This window comes from Nonomuraea sp. NPDC049607, assembly GCF_040675375.1.
Lineage (GTDB): Bacteria > Actinomycetota > Actinomycetes > Streptosporangiales > Streptosporangiaceae > Nonomuraea.
This window is the reverse complement of the sequence record NZ_JBFAOV010000009.1, coordinates 284,022-302,507: the sequence shown is the minus strand read 5'-3', so window position 1 is coordinate 302,507 and position 18,486 is coordinate 284,022. Positions and strand designations below refer to the sequence as shown.

The following is an 18,486-nucleotide window of genomic DNA, read 5'->3' as shown; positions in this document are numbered from 1 at the left end:
GACATTGTCATACTTGCCGGTGAAATGCCGTCCAGACGTCGGAAGGCTCAGTAACCGCTCTGATCGCCCCCGGGAGGCTGCGGCGGCTGCCAACCGGCCTGAGGACCGGGCTGGGGACCCGCCTGAGGACCGGCCTGGGGGCCCGGCTGGGGGGCGGGCTGCTGGTACGGCTGGTGGTACTGCTGCGGGGGCTGCTGCCAGCCGGCCGGGGGCTGCTGCGGCGCGTTCCGGCGCGCGACGACGGCCCAGATCAGCAGCCCGATGCCGACCAGGTGGAAGAGCGAGGAGATGAGGTACGCGAACGGCAGGACGGCCATCATGCTGCTGCCGTACGACTCGATCAGCATCTGCGTCAGCAGGCTCAGCACGAGGTTGATCAGCGTGCCGATCAGCAGCAGCCCGCATCCCGACATGCCGAGGACGGCCGCGCGGCCCACGTGCCGCCTGTTCATCCCGATCACGACGACGCCCACGACGAGCAGCAGGGCGGTCAGGAGGGTGGGGAGCAGATTCGTGAGCATGTTGAGGAAACTCATTGGGCGACTCCAGCCAGAAGGGGACTCGGGCGACGTTACGGGGATTCGCGCAGTTCTTCCACCGCGCGGCTGATCGACTGCAGGTCCAGGCCGCCCTTGTGACGGCGGCCGTTCAGGAACAGCGTGGGGGTGCCGCGTACGCCGCTCTCCTTGCCGGACGCCTCGTCGAGCGCGATGCGTGAGGTGTGCCCGGCCACGTCCCCCCAGGGGTCGGCGTCGAGTTCGGCGGCGTAGTGTTCGAGGTCGGCGTCGGTGAGGAAGCGCTGGTTGTCGTAGAGGATGTCGTGCATCTCCCAGAACCGCCCCTGGTCGGCGGCGGCCTCGGCGACGATCGCGGCGGACGCGGCCCGGGGATGCAACGACCGGATCGGGAAATGCCGGAAGACGAGCCGTACGTCGGGGTTCTTGCGCAGGATCTCGTCCAGGACCGGGTGGAGACGGCCGCAGTAGGGGCACTCGAAGTCGCCGTACTCGACGATGGTCACCTTCGCGTTCGCCGGGCCCCGCACGTGATCCTCCGGGCCGACCGGGACGGACAGCACGTCGGGCAGCTCCTCGTCGGGCTCGGCCTCGGGAGGCGCGCAGACGCCACCACGGTCCCAGGCCATCCGGAAGATCACCCAGCCCATCGCGGCGGACAGCAGCGACCCGGCCAGGATGCCGATCTTGGCCTGGCTCTGGACGGCCGGGTCGTCGAAGGCCAGGTCGACGATGAACAGCGCCACCGTGAACCCGATCCCGGAGACCGCCGCGCCGCCCAGCAACTGCCCCCACACCAGGTTCCCGGGCAGGATGCCCCAGCCGAGCCGCAGCGGCAGCCACGTGCCGAGCGAGATCCCGGCGAACTTGCCGAGCAGCAGCCCCAGCGCGATCCCGAGGGAGATGGGCGAGGTCAGGGCCGCCCGCAGGGTCTCGCCGTCGAGCCGCACCCCGGCGTTGGCCAGCGCGAACACCGGCACGATCACGTAGCTGCTCCACGGATGCAGGCGGAGCTGGAGCCGTTCGTTGACCGAGACGGCCCGCTGGACGCGCCGCGTGGCCTCCCTGGCCGCCCGCGCGCTCGGCTCGGTGGTGAACTCCTGGACGGCCTCGCCCGCGAGCAGCAACTTCTGGTCGCTGGGCGCGTAGACGAAGACGAGGACGCCGAGCGCGATGCCGACGAGCGTCGGGTGGATGCCGCTCTCCAGCGTCGCGACCCACAACCCGAACCCGAGCGCGATGTACGCCGGCGCCCGCCAGATCTTCAGCCGGCGCAGCAGCACGATCGCCGCCAGCAGCACGACGGCCACCACGAGCGCGGTGAGCTGCAGGCTCGTCGTGTAGAAGATGGCGATGATCATGATGGCCAGCACGTCGTCCACGATGGCCAGCGTCAGCAGGAACGCCCGCAGCGGGTCGGGACAACGCGCGCCGACGACGGCCAGCACGCCCAGCACGAACGCGGTGTCGGTGGCGATGGGCACGCCCCACCCGCCCGCGCCGGGGCCGCCGAGGTTGAGCGCGAGGTAGACGGCGGCGGGCACGAGCATGCCGCCGAGGGCGGCCACGGCCGGCACGGCGATCAGCCGCCGGTCCCGCAGCTGCCCGAGGCGCACCTCGTAGGAGACCTCCAGGCCGATCACGAAGAAGAACACGCTCATCAGGCCGTCGTTGACCCAGTGGCGCAGGTCGAGGGAGAACTCCGCGTCGCCGAACGAGATGCCCATGGGCAGGTGCCAGAACGCCTCGTAGGTGCCGGACCACGGCGAGTTGGCCCAGAGCATGGCCAGGGCGGTGGCCACGAGCAGCACGCTCGTGCTGCCCGCCTCTGTCTTGAAGAACGCCCGCAACATCGTCAGATCTCCCCCCGGAGATCCGATCTTAGAACCCCGCCCCGACAAGAGCCGGAGCGGTGGGTGGCCCGGCGGGGGGCGTCCCCGCCGGGCCCGGGTGTCACAGGTTGCGGAGGTAGGCCAGGGACGGCGCGAAGAAGTACTCGCCGCCCTTCATCGTGATCGTCTGGGTGACCTGGGCCTGGAGGGACGACGGCTCGGCCCGGCCCCACACCTTCGGCCAGCTCACCTTGACGTCACGGGCTCCCTGCCCGATGACCGGGTCGTGGCCGGTCGCCGGGTTCTGGAAGTCCTCGTTGTTCGCCCAGCTCTGCTGCGTGAACTCGAACTGGGCGAGCAGGCTGCTGTTGAAGGCCATGAACAGCAGGCCGACCTCACCGCTCGGGCGGGTGCGGGGCGGGGAGTCGTCCCAGGGGTCGTCGGTGCGGTCGCCGTACGTCTGGCCCCGGCGGGCCATGAGGACCTCGCGGCCGAACGATCGCGGGTTCGTCTTCCTGATGTGCCCGCTGAAGGGGCACTTCGAGCCCGGGTCGTCGTCGAAGGTGAAGTCGTTGGCCACCGGGCCGCCGCCCGGCTTGGCCTTGAGCGTGACGGGGGTGCCGTCCTTGAAGCGGCCGACGAGCATGGCGCCCGCCCGGTCGCGGTCGGCGCCGAGCAGGCCGAGGGCGTCGGCCAGGTCCTGCTCGATCTCCTTGAACGCCCGTACGTTCTGCTCCAGCTTCCTGAAGACCAGGTAGCTGCCGAAGTGCCGCTGCGGGTGCGGCGCGAAGGGGTCGGCGACCAGGATGTTGGAGAGCGGGAAGGCGGGGTCCCAGTGCTCCTTCGGCTCCTTGTCCACCTCGTCCTTCACGAACAGCGGCTGGCTGCGGCCGTCCACGTACCCGAAGTGCTCGATGCCGTCGCCGGCCGGGTTGCGCATGCCGTGGCCGGTCTCCTCGCCGAGCAGTCGCGCGCTGGCGGGCAACTCGCCCAAAATCTCCTCGCGCAGCTCCTCGACCCGGTCCTGGCGGGCGTCGCCGATGAGGATGACGGCGTGGATCTCCCGCTGGTAGGCGGGCTCCCACTCGGTCACCGGCGGGTCGTCCACCTCGGCGACGCGCCGCTTCATGCCGTCGCGGAACACCTTGTCGCCGAACTTGCGCACGTCCTCGACGGAGTGGCCGAGGTCGCGGTAGCCGGCCTTGCTGATGCCGATGCCGACGTACGGAGTGCCGCGCCGGCCGTTCGCGCCGAACTCGCGCACCTCCTCAAGATGGCGGCGCGCGGACTTCATCTTCGTGACGGCGATGTGCCGCAGGAACGCCTTTCCCGCGGCGACGTCGTTGAACCTGACGAACAGCACGGACAGATGCTCGCGCACGTGCGCGCGGAGAATGTTGGGCTGGAGATTGTCCAGCATCTCCTTGGTGTCCGCGTCGAGCGTGGCCGAATCCCAGGCCAGGGGTTGTGCGTTGTTCAGGTCGACAGTCATTGTCGCCGAATCCTTTCCCCGTTTCGAAATGATCCGGGCCCCCTTGCACCTGTACGACTCCTGGGAATGCGAGAAAGTTTCCGTTTTATCGGGTCGGTTCGATTTCCCGATCAAACCTGGCGGACCGTACATAATGACCGAATGAAGAACCGGGGCTGGGGACGTTCCAGCGGCACCCGCGACACCCTGCTGCGCGCCGCCCGCGAGGTCTTCCTGGGCAAGGGGTACGCCGAGGCCACGGTCGCCGACATCGTCGAGACCTCGGGCATCAGCGTCGGCAGCCTGTACCACCACTTCGGCGGCAAGCCGGGCCTGTTCCTCGCCCTGTGGGAGCAGTTCATGCGCGACCAGGAGGAACGCACCTCCCGCGCGGCCAAGGCCACCGGGGGCGCCGGCGAGGAACGGTTCCTGGCCGGCGCCCGCGCCTACCTGGAAGGCTCGTGGGAGCAGCGCGACGTGGCCCGGCTGTTCCTGGAGAACGACGGCCCGGCCGAGTTCACCACGTTGCGCAGGCAGCGCGGCTGGGAGTGGATCGGCGGCAACAAACGGCTGCTCGGCCTGGCGGACACGCCGGAGAGCAACGTGCTGGTGGCCCTGCTGACCACCGTGATGGGCGAGGCCGGGCGCGGGGTGGCGGCCTGCGAGTCCGACGACGACGCCCAGGTGACGATCGACGAGGTGATCCGGATCGTCCGGCGCATGCTGGCTACCACGGGCGGCGTACCGCGGCCTTCTCCCTGAGGACGATTCCGCCCGGCCCCGGCGGTGCGAGCGTGGAGCCCATGGACGCACTGCGCAAAGCCCTCGGCGCGCTCTCGCTGGTCTACGCGCTGATCTTCTTCGGGGCCGCGCTGCTGCACGCGGGCATCCCGCTCGGCCCGATGTCCCAGCCGGTCGTGCCGCCCGCGGTGGTCGTGGAGACGTTGTGCGCCCTGGGCCTGCTGGCCGGCGGCTCCGGCGCCCTGTCCCGCCGCCCGTGGGCCTGGGACGGCCTGGTCTACACCCACGCGGGGGCCCTGGGCGGCGTGCTGATCGGCATCCTGGCGCTGGCCCTGCGGCCGTCGGCGGCCACGACGCTGAGCACCTGGTTCCACGACACGATGGCGGTCCTGCTCGCCGCCGGCCTGGCGGGGGCCTTCTACGCCTCCAGGTCGCGCAGGTAGCCGGCCGCCTCGGGAAGCTGCTCCTCGGTGAACACGCGGACGCCGTGCGCTTCGAGCAGGGCGGTGGTCACCCCCTGGCCGGGCACCCGCCGTCCGCCGAAGGTGCCGTCGTAGACGGCCAGCGCGCCGCACGAGGGGCTGCCCTCCTTGAGCACGGCGAGCCGGACCCCGGCCGAGCGCGCGGCCTCCAGCGCGGCCCGCGCCCCCGCCACGAACTCGGCCGTCACGTCGGAGCCGTCGCTCGCCAGCACGCGCGCCGCGCCGGACAGCACGGCCGCCCCGCCCGCGCCGCCCTCGATCTCGGCCGCCGGGCGCGGAACGGGCAGCCCGCCCGTCACCTCGGGGCAGACCACCACCAGCCGCCCTTCCTCCCGCCAGCGCGCGAGCAGGGCGTCGGCGCTGGTCTTCGCGCCGCCGTCGTAGCGGACGCGGCGGCCCATCAGGCAGGCGCTGACGAGGATTCTCTGCACGTCCCCGATCCTATGAGCACGATCGGCACCAGCGAGACGGCGGCCAGGACGACCGCGCAGCCGAACGCGTACGCGTACGGCCGCTCCACCCCCGCCCTGGTGAACGCCTGCGTCAGCACGGTCAGCAGGGCGACGCCGAACGGCGCGGCCAGGCGTACGGCGATCGTGCTCAGCGTGGTCGCGGCGGGGAGGGCGGCGCGGTCCAGCGTGGTGAACGCCGCCGCCATCACCGACGTGGACACCAGCCCGTGCCCCAGCCCGAGCACGAACACCGGCACGAACCCGCCGAAGAGCGCGAACGCCGCGATCCCCAGCACGGCGACCACCACCCCCGCCGCGCCGACGCCGCGCGGCCCCCTGCTGTCGGTGAGCCGGCCCGCCAGCGGCATGGTGATCGCCGCCCCGACGCCCATCGGCGCCAGCAGCAGCCCGGCGTCCAGCGCGCCGCCGCCCTCGGCGAACTGGCTGTAGAGCGGCACGAGCACGGTGACGCCGAACGCGGCCGCCGAGTAGCACGCCATCGCGAGCACCGCCGAGGCGAACCTGCGGTCGCCGAACAGCCGCAGGTCCACCAGGGCGTCCGGCCGCCGCAGCGCCCGCACCGCGAACGCGGCCACCAGCGCGAGGCCGCCCCACAACGTCGGATACGGCGGAGCGGCGCCGGCGCCCACCTCGGCCAGGCCGTGGACGAGCGCGGCCAGGCCGGGGGAGAGCAGCGCGAGCCCGGTGACGTCGAGCCGCCGCCGGTCCGTGCCCGGCTCGCGCGGCACCAGGGCCAGCGCCGCCACCAGCGCCGCGGCTCCCACCGGCAGGTTCACCAGGAACATCCAGCGCCAGCCGAGCCCCTCCACGATCACCCCGCCGAGCACGGGCCCGAGGACGGGCGCCAGCATCGCCGGCACCGAGATCATCGCCATCGCGCGGCCCATGCGCTCCCGGCCGGCGGCCTGGGCCAGCATCGTCTGCCCGACCGGCAGCAGCAGGCCCCCGCCCAGCCCCTGGAGCGCGCGGAAGGCGATGAGGCTGCCGATCGACCAGGCCGCGGCGCTGAGCGCGGACCCGGCGGCGAACAGCACGAGCGAGACCAGCCACACCCGGCGCGCGCCGAAGCGGCCGACCGCCCAGCCGGTGACCGGCACGGTCATCGCCAGGGCCAGCAGGTAGCCGGTGACCACCCATTGCATGGTGGCGGGGGTCGCGCCGAAGTCGCGTGACAGGGTGCCGAGGGCGACGTTGACGATCGTCGTGTCGAGCATCGTCATGATCACGCCGAGCAGTACGACCAGGGCGGTCGCCCGGAAGGAGCTCCGTACGCTGTATCGCATGTCGTACACCGTATCAGTTTCGTACGGTGTAGCATCAGGGGCATGAGTTCCGTGTGGTCGCGTCCGGGGCCGCCACGGCGTCCGGCGCTGACCAGGGAAGCGGTCGTGGCCGCGGCCGTGGGGGTCGCCGACGCCGAGGGGCTGGGCGCGGTCTCGATCCGCCGGGTGGCCGCCGAGCTGGGCGCGCGCACGATGACGCTGTACTCCTACATCGAGCGCAAGGAGGACCTGCTCGCCCTGATGGCCGACGAGATCGCGGCCGAGGTGCTGGTCGAGGAGCCGCTGCCGGCCGACTGGCGGGCGGCGCTGCTGCTGCTGGCCGGGCGGGAACGCGAGGTCGTGCGCCGCCACCCGTGGCGGGTCGAGCTGATCTCCCAGCGCGTCGCCGTCGGGCCCAACGGGCTGCGGCACGTCGAGCAGAAGTTGTCGGCCTTCGACGGGCTCGGGGTCGACCGGCTGCGGGCCTGGCGCTATCTCGCGGCGTTCAACGACTACATGACGGGGTTCGTGGTCAGGGAGGCGCTGGAGCGGGGGCAGCCCCGGCAGGGCGGCGTCAACGAGGCCGAGCGGGCGGCCGTGGCCGAGCCGTACATCAGGGAGCTGATCGAGAACGGCGAGTTCCCCAGGCTGGCGCCGATGATCGAGCAGGGTGTGGCCGGGGCCGACGACAACTTCGAGCGCGGCCTGTCGTGGGTGCTGGACGGAATCGAGGGCGACCTGCACGGGCGCTAACCTGTGTCCCGATGAACACCACCGTCGCCACGATCGTCATCGTCGGCTCACTGCTGCTCATGCTGGCCAGCCTGGTCGTCGCCGTCCGCAACCGTCCCATGGGCATGGTCCTGCTGGTCGGCTTCGCCGTGCTGGAGGTGGCGATCCTGGTGCAGGCCGGGTTCGTGATCGCGGCGGTGTCCGGCGGCGAGGGGCCGCCGGAGAAGGCCACGCTGTTCGGGTACATCGGCGGCCAGGTGCTGATCCCGCCCGCCGGGGTGTTCCTCGCGCTGGCCGAGCGCAGCCGGTGGGGCACGGCGATCCTGGTCGTGGCCGGGTTCGCGATCGCGGTGATGAACGCGCGGTTGCTGCAGATCTGGCAGGGCGTGGCGTGACCGCCCCGATCGGCACCGGCCCGGGGCGCGCGCTGGTCGCCGTCTACGGGCTGTTCTCGCTGGCGGCGGGCGCGCGGGCGGCCGTGCAGATCGCCACCAGGTTCGGCGAGGCGCCGCTGGCCTACTCGCTGTCGGCCTTCGCCGCGCTGGTCTACCTCGTGCTCACCCTGGCCCTCGTGCGCGGCGCCCGCCGGCTCGCGCTGGGCGCGCTCGTCATCGAGCTGGCCGGCGTGCTGGTGATCGGCACCGCGAGCCTGGTCGACCCGGCGGCCTTCCCCGACGCCACAGTGTGGTCGTCGTACGGCAAGGGCTACCTGTTCATCCCGCTCGTGCTGCCCTTCGTGGGCCTCTACTGGCTGCTGCGCAGGCGTTAACGCCCGCCGTGCGCGGGCAGTGACAGACCCCATGAGCACGATCGAGCACTCAGTAGACGTCAACGTCCCGATCCGCGTGGCCTACAACCAGTGGACTCAGTTCGAGAGCTTCCCCGAGTTCATGGAGGGCGTGGAGTCCGTCAAGCAGATCTCCGACACGCTCACCGAGTGGGTGGTCGAGATCGCCGGGGTCCGCCGCGAGTTCCAGGCCGAGATCACCGAGCAGCACCCCGACGAGCGCGTGGCCTGGCGCGGCACGGACTCGCCGCACCACGCGGGCGTCGTCACCTTCCACCGCATCGACGCCGACACCACCAAGGTCACCCTCCAGATGGAGTACGACCCCGAGGGCGTCGTCGAGACCGTCGGCGACGCGCTGCAGATCGTCCGGCTGCGCATCAGGAACGACATGGAACGGTTCAAGTCGTTCATCGAGTCGCGCGGCGGCGAGACGGGCGGCTGGCGCGGCGACGTCCCCGGCGCCCACCAGCACCAGCACGAGCACGGCTCCACGTACGGCGACAGCGGCGCGCCGGTCCCGCCCGGCACGGTCGGCGGCGGCGACTACCCGCCCGGCGGCACCCTGCCGCCTCCCGGGCCGGTCCCCCCGCGCAACCAGCCCCCGGAGGGCCCGAGCCCGGTCCTGTAGGGCCATCTCCCCTTGAGATCATCAGCCCCCGCCCCGGGGGCTTTCTCATGTCCAGGAATAAAGGGACATTTCGGTCCTGTTAAGGTGGTGATTCGTCCCATGATTTGATGAGTGGAGGACCTTCCCAGCATGAGCGTGCTCGCCCAAGAGGCCCGTGGCAGAACAGGCAGAACCGCCCCCCTGGCCTGGCTTCTCGTGCTGGGGATCGTTCTCGCCGCGCTCAACCTGCGCACGGCCGTCACCAGCGTAGGACCGCTGCTCGACCAGCTCGCCGGGGCCCTCGGCATGAGCAGCGTCGGCACCGGCCTGCTCACCACGCTGCCCGTGCTGGCCTTCGCCGGCGTCGGCGCGATCACTCCCACGCTGGCCCGGCGGATCGGCGAGCACCGGCTGCTGCTGCTCGCGCTGGTCACGCTCGGCACCGGCATCCTGGTCAGGTCGCTGGTGGGGTCGGCCCCGGTGTTCCTGCTGAGCAGCGCGGTGGCGCTGTCCGGCGGCGCCGTGGGCAACGTGCTCATCCCGACGCTGATCAAGCGTCACTTCCCCGGACGTACCGGGATCATGACCACCGTCTACACCACGGCCCTGGCGGCGGGCACCATGCTGGCCGCCGCCGCGACCGTGCCGATCGAGCGTGCGTCGGGGGACTGGCACATCGCGCTCGGCGTGTGGGCGGCCCTGGCCGCCGTGGCCGCCATTCCGTGGCTTGCGCTGCTGCGCAGTGAGCCGGAGCGGGACACGGGCAGGCGGGACGCGGGCATCTCGACCCTGCTCAGGAGCAAGCTCGCCTGGATGGTGGCGGTCTACTTCGGCACCCAGTCGATGATCGCCTACATCATGTTCGGCTGGCTCGCCACGATCCTCACCGACGGGGGATACACCTCCTCGCAGGCCGGGCTCATCCTCGGCGTGTTCACCGCCCTGAACATCCCGGTCTCGATCCTGGTGCCCACGATCGCCGCGCGCTTCCGTGACCAGCGGCCGGTCGTCGTGGGGCTGGTCGTGTTCTACGCGATCGGCTTCCTCGGGCTGTGGTTCGCGCCCGCCTCGACCGCCATGGTGTGGGTGGTGTTCGTGGCGGTCGGCATGGGGTCGTTCCCGCTGGCGCTGATGATGCTGGGGCTGCGCACCCGTACGGCGGAGTCCACGGCCGCGCTGTCGGCCTTCGGGCAGAGCGCCGGATATCTCATCGCCGGCGCCGGTCCGCTGCTGGTCGGCGTGATCTACCAGATGACCGGCGGCTGGGAGCTGACGTACGCCCTGCTCTTCGGCGTGATCGTCGTCCAGCTCTTCACCGGCCTGTACGCCGGCCGTGACCGCTACCTGGAGGACGAGCGCGCCCCTGCCACAATGACCAGGTGAGATCCACTGTCGTCACCTTCCCCAACGGCCACGTCAGCGGCCGTTCCCCGATTGTCGGGGCCGTGCCGGTGGGGGACCGGCACGGCCTCGTCACTGCCGAGACGCCGTTCCATCCCCTTGACCACACCTGGCCCGACCAGCCCGCCGATCGGGGGACGCTCGGCGAGCTGCCGGTCGTCGACTGCGTGACAGGGGCCCAGTCGAACGACGGTGAGATCTTCGTCGGCGAGTCCATCCCCGTCCGGCGGGGCACCGAGGGCTGGGAGTGGCTGGTCGTCCACGTCACGGAGACCCCGTTGCCCGTCGGCACGGAGGTGGCTCTGGAGGTGGACGCGGGGTACCGGGCGGCGCTCTCGGCCGGCCACACCGCCTGCCACCTGGCCGCGCTGGCGCTCAACGCGGCGCTCGCGGACAGGTGGCGCAAGGAGGTGCGGCTGGACCGGCTCGGCAATCCCGACTTCGACCAGACGGCGATCACCTCCTCGCGCATCCTGCCGCACGGCAGCGTGGACGAGTACCGCCTCGGCAAGTCGCTGCGCAAGAAGGGCTTCTCCGCCGACGACCTGGACCTGACCGAGCTGGCCCGGCGGGTGAACGAACGGCTCCGGACGTGGGTGGCGGCCCGTGCGCCGGTCCGGCTGGACGTGCCGGGGCCCGGTCTGACCGCGTTGCGCACCTGGCACTGCTCGCTGCCCGAGGGCGAGGTGTCGATCCCGTGCGGCGGCACGCACGTGCGCGACACGGGGGAGCTGGGCACGGTCGAGGTCGCGTTCTCGCTCGAAGAAGCCGCCCTGACCATGCGCACCACCTGCGGGTGACCTCGCACCGGCGGCCCTGACCGCGCGCGGCTCCTGCGGGTCAGGCTCTGGCGGCCAGGAAGGTGAGCACCCGCCGCCACGCGTCGGCGCAGACCGCCTCGTGCTCCTCGTGGGCCTCGTCGAAGAACCCGTGCGGGGCGCCCGGGTAGACGACGATCTCGTGCTCGATCCCGGCCCCGGTCAGCGCGTCCCCGAACTCCGTCACCTGCTCGGCCGGGATGCCCTCGTCGGCCCCGCCGAACAGGCCGAGGATCGGCGCGCCCAGCTCGGCCGCGTGCTGGGTGGGCCCGGGGCCGTACGGGCCGGCGATCCCCGGCGCGCCGTAGAACCCGATCACGCCGGCGAACCCGAACCCGGGCGCCGAGGCGAAGAACGCGTTCCGCCCGCCCATGCAGAACCCGAGCGCCACGGCCGGCCCGCCCAGGCGCCCGGCCGCGGCCCGCAGGTCGGCCTGGATGTTCTCCCTGGTCAGCTTGGGGATGTGGGCCATGACCTGGAACGACTCGCCCCGGTCGTCGTCGGCGGCGGTCCGGCCGTAGTAGTCGATGGCGACGGCCGGGTGCCCCTGCTCGGCCAGCCGTACGGCGAGCTGCTTGTAGAAGCCGTGCAGGCCGCGGACGTCGGGGAGGATCACGACGCCGGGGCCGCTCACCCGGTCGGGACGGGATTCGTAGGCGGCGAACGACGTGCCGTCGGCGGAGGTCAGGCGGAGGTCGGCGGATCGGGTGCCGGTGATCGGCGGCTGTGGGCGCGGTGGGGCGGCGTCGTTGTCGTAGCACATAGTGCCGGGAAACTACCAAAGCTGGATTGATAAAGCTAGACTTGGTTTCGTGCTAGCCAAGGATCTGCGGATCTCGGTCGGGCGGCTCGCCCGCCGCATCCGGCAGCTTTACACCAACGCCTCCGGCGACGACGTCTCCTTCACCGAGCTCGCCGTGCTCTCCCGCCTCGACCGGGACGGGCCCCACACCTCGGCCCAGCTCGCGCACCTGGAACGCATCACCGCCCAGGCGATCGGCACCGTCCTGGGCGGCCTCCACCAGCGGGGCATGGTGGCCCGCGAGCCCGACCCCGCCGACCGGCGACGGGTGATCACCGCGATCACCGGCTCCGGCCGCGCCGCGCTGGACAGTCGCGAACAGGTGATCACCGAACGCCTGGCCGCGGCCGTCGACTCCCTCACCCCGGACGAGCGCGACCGCCTCGCCGCCGCCCTGCCCGTCCTCGTCGACCTGGCCGAACGCCTCTGAGGCGTCAGCATGTGTTGACAAATGAGCGTCTGTCAGCACATGCTGACGCCATGGACGTCACCGAACTGGCCGAGGCGGCCTCCGACCGCGACCCCGGAACGGGCCTGGCCGCCGTCGCCGCGCTCAGGGCCCTGCTGGAGGAGCTGGAGGCCGTCCACGTCACCAACGCCCGCGCGGCGGGGTGGTCGTGGGAGCAGATCGCCGGCGCGCTGGGGGTCCGGCGGCAGTCCGCACATCGCAAGCACGCCCGCAGAACGGGGAGGTAGCAGGTGTTCGACAGGTTCACAGAAGGCGCCCGACGGGCGGTGGTCCGGGCCGGGATGCTCGCGCTCGACGCCCACCGCGACACGCTCGGCGCCGACCTCCTGCTGCTGGGGGTGGCCGAGGTGCGGCCGTTCTCGCTGTCGTCGTTCACCGCCTCCGGCGCCGACCTGCGCACCCGGATCGACCTGGGCGACGCGCGGGAGCTGCTGGCCACCCTCGGCATCGATCTCGACGAGGTGCGCCGCCGTACCAGGGCGGGGGCGGACGCGCCCGAGCGGTGGGTCCTGCGCAGGTCCCGGCTGCGCCCGCTGCGCGTGACCCTGGACGGGCCGCTGGGCGGCATCCCGCTGGCCATGCACGCCAGGAAGGTGATCGAGGTGGCCATGTGGAAGCCGGGACCGGTCACCGGCGAACGACTGCTGTGGGGCCTGCTGGCCGACGGCGCGAACGGCGCCGGCCGCCTGCTGCGCGAGGCCGGGGTCGACGTGGCCGCGCTGGCCGGGGAGGCGGGCATCCCGGTCCGCCGCGCCGCCTGACGCGCTCCCTTCCGGGCGGGCCGGAGACCTCCTCCGGTCCGCCCGGGACGCGGGATCCGGCGTGACGCGAGGGCTCCGGAAGTCCGATACACTTGGTGATCGCAAGGGGCTATGGCGCAGTTGGTAGCGCGCCTCCATGGCATGGAGGAGGTCTGGGGTTCGAATCCCCATAGCTCCACAGAAATTCAGGCGGCGTCCGCAAGGGCGCCGCCTTTTTCGTTCCCGTGCGCCGGCTGCTGGCGTCCGCCGACGCGCCGAAGGTGATCGTCCTGACCACCTTCGACCTGGACGAGTACGCCTTCGCCGCACTCCGGGCCGGAGCCTCGGGGTTCCTGCTCAAGGACGCCCCGGCCGAGGAACTGCTGGCCGCGGTGCGGACCGTCCACCGGGGGGACGCGGTGATCGCGCCCTCGACCACCCGCCGCCTGCTCGACCACGTCGCCCCGCACCTTCCGGCCGCCGGGCCGGACCCGCTGACCGACCGCGAGCGTGAGGTGTTGCGGCACATCGCCTGGGGGGAGACGAACGCCGAGATCGCGGGCTCGCTGTTCCTGTCCGAGGGGACCGTCAAGACGCACGTCGGCCGCATCCTGGGCAAGCTCGGCCTGCGCGACCGGGTCCAGGCGGTCATCTGGGCCTACGAGCACGGCCTGAACCGCCACCCCTGAAGCGAATCGTTCATCTTGTGAATGATGTATTGACGCTACCATTGCGGATGTGGATGAAGCCAAGCCGGTGTCGATGGCGGGGACGATGGCCTTCAGGATCGGGACGCTCGGCGCGATCGTCACCGAGCGGTTCACGGCCGCGATCGTCCCGCTCGATCTCAAGCCCAAGCACGTCGGCCTGATGACCCTGCTGGAGGCGCGCGGCGCGGCCTCGCAGCTCGACGTCGCCAGGGCCATGGGCGTCGCGCCGAGCCTGGTGGTGACGCTGGCCGACCACCTCGAACGGCTCGGCGCGATCTCACGGGTGCGCGACCCCGACGACCGGCGGCGTCAGGTCCTCGACCTCACCGACGACGGGCGCGCGCTGCTGGGCCGGTGCCTGGAGGTGACGCTGGAGCTCGACGCGGAGCTGACCGGCGGGCTCGGCCCGGGGGACCGGGCCGTGCTCGCCAAGGTCCTCGGCGCCCTGGCCGCGCAGGCCGGGCTGCCGATCTAGCCGTTCCGGGCGGTGTGCCGGGCCAGGGCGGCGTGTTCCCGGCCGATGTCGGCCCAGGCCTGGTCGACGTGGCGGCGTTCGGTGGCGGGGCCGCCGATGGCCATGCGGAGCACGATGCGGTCGCCGATCCTGGTGTGCGTGAGGTAGAGGGAGCCGCCCGCGTTCAGGGTCTCCAGCAGGCGCAGCGTGGCCGCGTCGGCGTCGGCGGGTGACAGGCCGGGCCAGCGGGGGCGGAAGCAGACCAGGCCGAGCGGGTGCGGCTCGTGCAGCTCGAAGGCCGGGTCGGCGGCGATCCGGGCGGCCAGGTCCTGGGCCAGGGAGACGCCCTTGCGGATGTGGGCGCGCAGGCCCTCGGCGCCGTACCAGCGGATCACCGACCACAGTTTGAGCGCTCTGAAGCGGCGGCCCAGCGGGATCTGCCAGTCGCGGTAGTCGACCACCGAGCCGGTCGAGGTCGCGGCGTTGCGCAGGTATTCGGGCAGGATCGACATCGCGCCGAGCAAGGGGGCGCGGTCGGCCGTCCACAGCACGGTGCAGTCGAAGTTGGTCAGCAGCCATTTGTGCGGGTTGGTGGAGTAGGTGTCGGCGTACTCGGCCACGCCGTCGTTGAGCATCCGGAACTCGGGGCAGACGGCGGCGACCCCGGCGTAGGCCGCGTCCACGTGCAGCCACACGTCGTGCTCGCGGCACACCTCGCCGATCTCGGGCACCGGGTCGACGGCCGCCGTGGAGGTGGTGCCGACGGTGGCGCAGACCATGGCCGGCACCGCGCCGTCCGCCTTGTCGGCCGCGATCAGCTCGCGCAGGCGCCCGGGGTCCATGGCCAGCGTACGGGGGTTCACGTCGACCACCCGTACGCCGTCGGAGCCCAGGCCGGCGACGCGGGCGGCCTTCTCCAGCGAGGAGTGCGTCTGCGACGAGACGTAGATCGTGTACCGCTCGGCGATCCCCGTGCGCCCGGCCCGGCCGCCGCTCGCCCGGTGCAGGGCGGCGAGCAGCGCGACCAGGCAGGCGCTCGACGCGGAGTCCTGGATCACGCCGCCGCCGCGCGCGTCGGTCCTGAAGTGGGCGGGCAGGCCGAGCAGGCTCGCCAGCCAGTCCACCACCACGGTCTCCAGCTCGGTGCAGGCCGGGCTGGTGACCCACAGCATGCCCTGCACGCCGAGCCCGCTGGAGAGCAGGTCGCCGAGGATGGCCGGGCCGCTGGCGTTGGAGGGGTAGTAGGCGAAGAAGGACGGGTGCTGCCAGTGGGTGATCCCGGGCAGCAGGATCGTGTTCAGGTCGTCCAGGACGGCCTCGAACGGCTCGCCGTGCTCGGGCGGCTCCGCGGGCAACGCGCTGCGGATCTCTCCCGGCTCGGCCCGCGATCTGACCGGACGGGACTCGATGCCCGCCATGTAGTCGGCGATCCAGTCGACGACCTGCCTGCCGTGGCGGCGGAACTCCTCCGGGCTCATATGGGCGTTCATGCCTACAGATCATCATCCGTCCGGCGTCCCGGGAAGACGGGAACGGGCCGGAGGCCGCTCGCCTCCGGCCCGTCGTTCCGGCGGGGGATCAGCGCCCGCTGAGCGTCTTGCGCCAGTGGAAGCCGCCGGGCAGATTGACCGACAGCGTACGGCGGCCGTCGGCGGTACGCGTCACCCTGAACAGCCGGTTGCCCCAGCTGTGTCCAACGCCGCCGCGGGACAGGTTCAGCCGGACCGGGCCCAGCTTGATCGTCTTGCGGTAGCTCCAGCTCATCGGACTCCTCCATCGAGGTCGTGAGAGCCCGTCAACTACCCGAGAAGCCCGCATTTATCGGGGTTTTCCGCGCCCGGGACGCTGCGATCCCCGAACGCCCAGGTCACGACTCCGGACGCGCCGAGCCACTGGTCTCGCGTTTCAGCACGGAACTGGATCTTACGACCGCTTCGGCAGGCGGCTAGCGTCGAGGACGTATCCCGAAAGGACTTCTCGTCATGCTCGTGATCGCCCATCTCAGCGACATCCACATCGGCGGCTCGGACCGGTCCGTCGAGCGCGCCGACGCCGTCATGCGTTACCTGGACGCCCTCCCGTACGACCTCGACGCGGTGCTCGTCAGCGGCGACATCGCCGACCACGGGCTGGCCGAGGAGTACGAGCAGGCGCGCAAACTGCTGACCTCGCGCCACCCGGTCCTGGTGTGCCCCGGCAACCACGACGTCCGGGAGGAGTTCCGCCGGGTGCTGCTCGGCGAGCCGGCCGCGTCCGGGCCGGTCAACCGGGTCCACCGCACGGACGGGGCCGTCTACGTGGTGTGCGACTCCTCCATCCCCGGCCAGGACGCGGGCGACCTGGACGACGAGACGCTGGCCTGGCTCGACGGCGTGCTCGCCGGGGAACGCGACCTGCCGGTGCTCGTGGCCTTCCACCACCCGCCCGTCACGCTGCACTCGGCGGTCGACACGATCATGCTGGAGCGTCCGGAACGCCTCGCGGCCCTGCTGGCCGGGCATCCGGGCGTGACCGCCGTGCTGGTCGGCCACGCCCACACGGCGGCGGCCACCACGTTCGCCGGACGTCCGCTGCTCGTGGCCCCGGGCGTGGTGTCCACGCTGAGGCTGCCGTGGGAGGGCGCCACGACGCTGGCCGGCTGCGCCGACTACGCGCTGCCGCCGGGGCTCGTCTTCCACGTCCTGGACGACGACGGCCGGATCACCACCCACCATCGCGTCGTGCCGGTCTGAGGCGTACGGCGGCGGGCGGGCCGGGAGGCCGTGGGCTTCCCGGCACCGGGACGGATCGCTGCATATGGGCGCTCCTCGGGCCAGAGGCTGTTAGCGCTACCAGGAGAGGTGAGCGCTCACAGAGGTAATCGGCGCCACGTTAGGGACCGGACACCCCTGGAGTCAAGGGGTGTCCGGCGTGACGCGACCGTAATGAAGGGGACCCTTGACGGGGGTGCTTGTTAACGTTCACAGTCATGGCCAAGCCGGGAAGGGAGCGGTCGCGGGGTCGGTCCGGGACCGTCTCCTCCCGGTCGCGGCCGAGGAGGCGAGGTGGCGTCCCGCGGTCGCCGGCCCGCGAGACGGGCGCGGCCCGACGGGACCGCGCAGGCCCCCGAGACAGGAAGGCGCAGGCGGCCGACCTCGGCTGTTAGCGCTCACATGAGAAGGGAACCCCCCACGTGTTGAAGAGGATCTCGGCGCTGGTGCTCGCCGGGCTCACCGCGATGTCGGTGGCGAGCTGCGGCGGAGGCAGCGGCGGCAGCGGCGGCGGCGGCTCGATCACCATGGGCTTCGCCCAGGTCGGCGCGGAGAGCGGCTGGCGCACCGCGAACACCAAGTCCGTCCAGGACTCGGCCAAGACCGCGGGCGTGACGCTCAAGTTCTCCGACGCCCAGCAGAAGCAGGAGAACCAGATCAAGGCCATCCGCTCCTACATCCAGCAGAAGGTGGACGTGATCGCCTTCTCGCCGGTGGTGGAGTCCGGCTGGGACACGGTGCTCAAGGAGGCCAAGGACGCGAAGATCCCGGTCATCCTGACCGACCGCGCCGTCGACTCCAAGGACACCTCCCTCTACAAGACCTTCCTCGGCTCGGACTTCGTCGAGGAGGGCAAGAAGGCCGGTCAGTGGCTGGTGGAGGAGTACAAGGACGTCAAGGACCCGGTGAACATCGTCGAGCTCCAGGGCACCACCGGTTCGGCCCCCGCCAACGACCGCAAGGCCGGGTTCGCCCAGGTCATCGGCGCGGACCCGAAGTTCAAGGTCGTCGCCTCGCAGACCGGCGACTTCACCAGGGCCAAGGGCAAGGAGGTCATGGAGGCCTTCCTGAAGTCCACCCCGGACATCGACGTGCTGTACGCCCACAACGACGACATGGGCCTGGGCGCGATCGAGGCCATCGAGGGCGCCGGCAAGGTGCCCGGCAAGGACATCAAGATCATCACCGTCGACGCCGTCAAGGACGGCATGCAGGCCCTGGCCGACGGGAAGATCAACTACATCGTCGAGTGCTCGCCGCTGCTCGGCCCGCAGCTCATGGACCTGGCCAAGAAGGTCGTCAAGGGCGAGCAGGTGCCGGCCCGCGTGGTGACCGAGGAGACCACGTTCACGCAGGAGCAGGCCAAGCAGGTCCTGTCCAGCCGTCAGTACTGATCGCAAGGGGCCGGGCCCGGAGCCCGGCCCCTTCAGGCGGAAG

The 18,486-nt window shown here is 71.8% G+C and carries 22 protein-coding genes, 1 tRNA gene and 1 pseudogene; 16 read left to right on the top strand and 8 right to left on the bottom strand.

Annotated elements, in window-relative coordinates; translation table 11 throughout:
- Positions 1-47: 47 nt before the first annotated feature.
- From AB0J97_RS20740 to AB0J97_RS20730, 3 genes are all read right to left on the bottom strand, one after another.
- Positions 48-521: a hypothetical protein gene (locus AB0J97_RS20740; RefSeq protein WP_364090989.1), complete on the bottom strand. Its 474-nt coding sequence runs from the start codon at positions 519-521 to the stop codon at positions 48-50.
- Between the two features lie 50 nt (positions 522-571).
- Positions 572-2,368, bottom strand: a complete 1,797-nt coding sequence (gene nhaA, locus AB0J97_RS20735) for a Na+/H+ antiporter NhaA (RefSeq protein WP_357698877.1) — start codon at positions 2,366-2,368, stop codon at positions 572-574.
- Positions 2,369-2,468: 100 nt separating this feature from the next.
- Positions 2,469-3,839: a Dyp-type peroxidase gene (locus tag AB0J97_RS20730; RefSeq protein ID WP_364090984.1), complete on the bottom strand. Its 1,371-nt coding sequence runs from the start codon at positions 3,837-3,839 to the stop codon at positions 2,469-2,471.
- A gap of 141 nt (positions 3,840-3,980) precedes the next feature.
- Here AB0J97_RS20730 and AB0J97_RS20725 point away from each other — a divergent pair, with 141 nt between their 5' ends.
- Positions 3,981-4,580, top strand: a complete 600-nt coding sequence (locus AB0J97_RS20725; RefSeq protein WP_364090981.1) for a TetR/AcrR family transcriptional regulator — start codon at positions 3,981-3,983, stop codon at positions 4,578-4,580.
- A 41-nt stretch (positions 4,581-4,621) separates the two neighbouring features.
- Positions 4,622-5,002, top strand: a complete 381-nt coding sequence (locus AB0J97_RS20720; protein ID WP_357698870.1) for a hypothetical protein — start codon at positions 4,622-4,624, stop codon at positions 5,000-5,002.
- Here AB0J97_RS20720 and AB0J97_RS20715 read toward each other — a convergent pair.
- Together AB0J97_RS20715 and AB0J97_RS20710 are read right to left on the bottom strand one after the other, a co-directional pair.
- Entirely contained in the window at positions 4,978-5,472 is a 495-nt protein-coding gene (locus AB0J97_RS20715) for a DUF523 domain-containing protein (protein ID WP_357698868.1), read from the bottom strand. The genes AB0J97_RS20720 and AB0J97_RS20715 overlap by 25 nt on opposite strands.
- A complete protein-coding gene (locus AB0J97_RS20710) occupies positions 5,442-6,797 on the bottom strand; it encodes a DHA2 family efflux MFS transporter permease subunit (RefSeq protein ID WP_364090974.1) in 1,356 nt (451 codons plus the stop codon). The genes AB0J97_RS20715 and AB0J97_RS20710 overlap by 31 nt, the downstream gene beginning before the upstream one ends.
- Positions 6,798-6,839: 42 nt before the next feature.
- On the opposite strand from AB0J97_RS20710, the gene AB0J97_RS20705 reads away from it, so the two are divergent.
- The 6 genes from AB0J97_RS20705 (at position 6,840) to AB0J97_RS20680 (ending at position 11,106) form a co-directional block, all read left to right on the top strand.
- The gene (locus AB0J97_RS20705) at positions 6,840-7,529 is read left to right on the top strand and encodes a TetR/AcrR family transcriptional regulator C-terminal domain-containing protein (protein ID WP_364090971.1); all 690 of its coding nucleotides are present in this window, start codon (positions 6,840-6,842) and stop codon (positions 7,527-7,529) included.
- 11 nt (positions 7,530-7,540) lie between these two features.
- A complete protein-coding gene (locus AB0J97_RS20700) occupies positions 7,541-7,903 on the top strand; it encodes a hypothetical protein (RefSeq protein WP_364090968.1) in 363 nt (120 codons plus the stop codon).
- Positions 7,900-8,277, top strand: coding sequence for a hypothetical protein (locus AB0J97_RS20695; RefSeq protein WP_364090965.1), 378 nt, complete (start codon positions 7,900-7,902; stop codon positions 8,275-8,277). The genes AB0J97_RS20700 and AB0J97_RS20695 overlap by 4 nt, the downstream gene beginning before the upstream one ends.
- Positions 8,278-8,308: 31 nt before the next feature.
- Positions 8,309-8,926, top strand: a complete 618-nt coding sequence (locus tag AB0J97_RS20690; RefSeq protein ID WP_364090962.1) for an SRPBCC family protein — start codon at positions 8,309-8,311, stop codon at positions 8,924-8,926.
- A gap of 111 nt (positions 8,927-9,037) precedes the next feature.
- Positions 9,038-10,288: an MFS transporter gene (locus AB0J97_RS20685; RefSeq protein WP_357698852.1), complete on the top strand. Its 1,251-nt coding sequence runs from the start codon at positions 9,038-9,040 to the stop codon at positions 10,286-10,288.
- Positions 10,285-11,106 (top strand): metal-dependent hydrolase, encoded by an 822-nt coding sequence (locus AB0J97_RS20680; RefSeq protein ID WP_357698850.1) that lies wholly within the window; start codon positions 10,285-10,287, stop codon positions 11,104-11,106. The genes AB0J97_RS20685 and AB0J97_RS20680 overlap by 4 nt, the downstream gene beginning before the upstream one ends.
- 40 nt (positions 11,107-11,146) lie before the next feature.
- Here the strand turns inward: AB0J97_RS20680 and AB0J97_RS20675 are convergent, their stop codons facing one another.
- Positions 11,147-11,887 carry a dienelactone hydrolase family protein gene (locus AB0J97_RS20675; RefSeq protein WP_364090959.1) on the bottom strand — a complete coding sequence of 247 codons (741 nt, stop codon included), beginning with the start codon at positions 11,885-11,887 and terminating at the stop codon, positions 11,147-11,149.
- A 49-nt stretch (positions 11,888-11,936) separates the two neighbouring features.
- On the opposite strand from AB0J97_RS20675, the gene AB0J97_RS20670 reads away from it, so the two are divergent.
- The 6 genes and pseudogenes from AB0J97_RS20670 to AB0J97_RS20645 all read left to right on the top strand — a co-directional run bounded on the left by AB0J97_RS20670 (position 11,937) and on the right by AB0J97_RS20645 (position 14,320).
- Positions 11,937-12,356: a MarR family transcriptional regulator gene (locus AB0J97_RS20670; RefSeq protein ID WP_364090956.1), complete on the top strand. Its 420-nt coding sequence runs from the start codon at positions 11,937-11,939 to the stop codon at positions 12,354-12,356.
- 50 nt (positions 12,357-12,406) lie between these two features.
- Positions 12,407-12,622: a helix-turn-helix domain-containing protein gene (locus AB0J97_RS20665; protein ID WP_357698841.1), complete on the top strand. Its 216-nt coding sequence runs from the start codon at positions 12,407-12,409 to the stop codon at positions 12,620-12,622.
- A gap of 3 nt (positions 12,623-12,625) precedes the next feature.
- The gene (locus AB0J97_RS20660) at positions 12,626-13,156 is read left to right on the top strand and encodes a Clp protease N-terminal domain-containing protein (RefSeq protein ID WP_364090951.1); all 531 of its coding nucleotides are present in this window, start codon (positions 12,626-12,628) and stop codon (positions 13,154-13,156) included.
- Between the two features lie 105 nt (positions 13,157-13,261).
- Positions 13,262-13,334: transfer RNA gene (locus tag AB0J97_RS20655), tRNA-Ala, on the top strand.
- A 49-nt stretch (positions 13,335-13,383) separates the two neighbouring features.
- A pseudogene (locus tag AB0J97_RS20650) lies at positions 13,384-13,824 on the top strand (response regulator transcription factor); the annotation flags it as partial.
- 49 nt (positions 13,825-13,873) lie between these two features.
- Positions 13,874-14,320 carry a MarR family winged helix-turn-helix transcriptional regulator gene (locus tag AB0J97_RS20645; RefSeq protein ID WP_364090948.1) on the top strand — a complete coding sequence of 149 codons (447 nt, stop codon included), beginning with the start codon at positions 13,874-13,876 and terminating at the stop codon, positions 14,318-14,320.
- Here the strand turns inward: AB0J97_RS20645 and AB0J97_RS20640 are convergent.
- Both AB0J97_RS20640 and AB0J97_RS20635 read right to left on the bottom strand, forming a co-directional pair.
- The gene (locus AB0J97_RS20640) at positions 14,317-15,789 is read right to left on the bottom strand and encodes a pyridoxal-dependent decarboxylase (RefSeq protein WP_364090945.1); all 1,473 of its coding nucleotides are present in this window, start codon (positions 15,787-15,789) and stop codon (positions 14,317-14,319) included. The genes AB0J97_RS20645 and AB0J97_RS20640 overlap by 4 nt on opposite strands.
- Before the next feature lie 88 nt (positions 15,790-15,877).
- Positions 15,878-16,063 carry a DUF4236 domain-containing protein gene (locus AB0J97_RS20635; RefSeq protein WP_352326433.1) on the bottom strand — a complete coding sequence of 62 codons (186 nt, stop codon included), beginning with the start codon at positions 16,061-16,063 and terminating at the stop codon, positions 15,878-15,880.
- A 218-nt stretch (positions 16,064-16,281) separates the two neighbouring features.
- Between AB0J97_RS20635 and AB0J97_RS20630 the strand changes: the two genes are divergently transcribed.
- Both AB0J97_RS20630 and AB0J97_RS20625 read left to right on the top strand, forming a co-directional pair.
- The gene (locus AB0J97_RS20630) at positions 16,282-17,031 is read left to right on the top strand and encodes a metallophosphoesterase (protein WP_364090941.1); all 750 of its coding nucleotides are present in this window, start codon (positions 16,282-16,284) and stop codon (positions 17,029-17,031) included.
- 440 nt (positions 17,032-17,471) lie between these two features.
- A complete protein-coding gene (locus AB0J97_RS20625; protein WP_364090938.1) occupies positions 17,472-18,443 on the top strand; it encodes an ABC transporter substrate-binding protein in 972 nt (323 codons plus the stop codon).
- Positions 18,444-18,486 lie beyond the last annotated feature (43 nt).

Excerpts from the sequence above, each read along its gene's own strand:
- AB0J97_RS20705 (WP_364090971.1), top strand. The coding sequence starts at position 6,840 with ATGAGTTCCGTGTGGTCGCGTCCGGGGCCGCCACGGCGTCCGGCGCTG.
- AB0J97_RS20640 (WP_364090945.1), bottom strand. The coding sequence starts at position 15,789 with ATGAACGCCCATATGAGCCCGGAGGAGTTCCGCCGCCACGGCAGGCAG.
- AB0J97_RS20635 (WP_352326433.1), bottom strand. The coding sequence starts at position 16,063 with ATGAGCTGGAGCTACCGCAAGACGATCAAGCTGGGCCCGGTCCGGCTG.
- AB0J97_RS20740 (WP_364090989.1), bottom strand. The coding sequence starts at position 521 with ATGCTCACGAATCTGCTCCCCACCCTCCTGACCGCCCTGCTGCTCGTC.
- AB0J97_RS20630 (WP_364090941.1), top strand. The coding sequence starts at position 16,282 with ATGCTCGTGATCGCCCATCTCAGCGACATCCACATCGGCGGCTCGGAC.
- AB0J97_RS20725 (WP_364090981.1), top strand. The coding sequence starts at position 3,981 with ATGAAGAACCGGGGCTGGGGACGTTCCAGCGGCACCCGCGACACCCTG.
- nhaA (WP_357698877.1), bottom strand. The coding sequence starts at position 2,368 with ATGTTGCGGGCGTTCTTCAAGACAGAGGCGGGCAGCACGAGCGTGCTG.
- AB0J97_RS20700 (WP_364090968.1), top strand. The coding sequence starts at position 7,541 with ATGAACACCACCGTCGCCACGATCGTCATCGTCGGCTCACTGCTGCTC.
- AB0J97_RS20665 (WP_357698841.1), top strand. The coding sequence starts at position 12,407 with ATGGACGTCACCGAACTGGCCGAGGCGGCCTCCGACCGCGACCCCGGA.
- AB0J97_RS20730 (WP_364090984.1), bottom strand. The coding sequence starts at position 3,839 with ATGACTGTCGACCTGAACAACGCACAACCCCTGGCCTGGGATTCGGCC.
- AB0J97_RS20710 (WP_364090974.1), bottom strand. The coding sequence starts at position 6,797 with ATGCGATACAGCGTACGGAGCTCCTTCCGGGCGACCGCCCTGGTCGTA.
- AB0J97_RS20675 (WP_364090959.1), bottom strand. The coding sequence starts at position 11,887 with ATGTGCTACGACAACGACGCCGCCCCACCGCGCCCACAGCCGCCGATC.
- AB0J97_RS20690 (WP_364090962.1), top strand. The coding sequence starts at position 8,309 with ATGAGCACGATCGAGCACTCAGTAGACGTCAACGTCCCGATCCGCGTG.
- AB0J97_RS20720 (WP_357698870.1), top strand. The coding sequence starts at position 4,622 with ATGGACGCACTGCGCAAAGCCCTCGGCGCGCTCTCGCTGGTCTACGCG.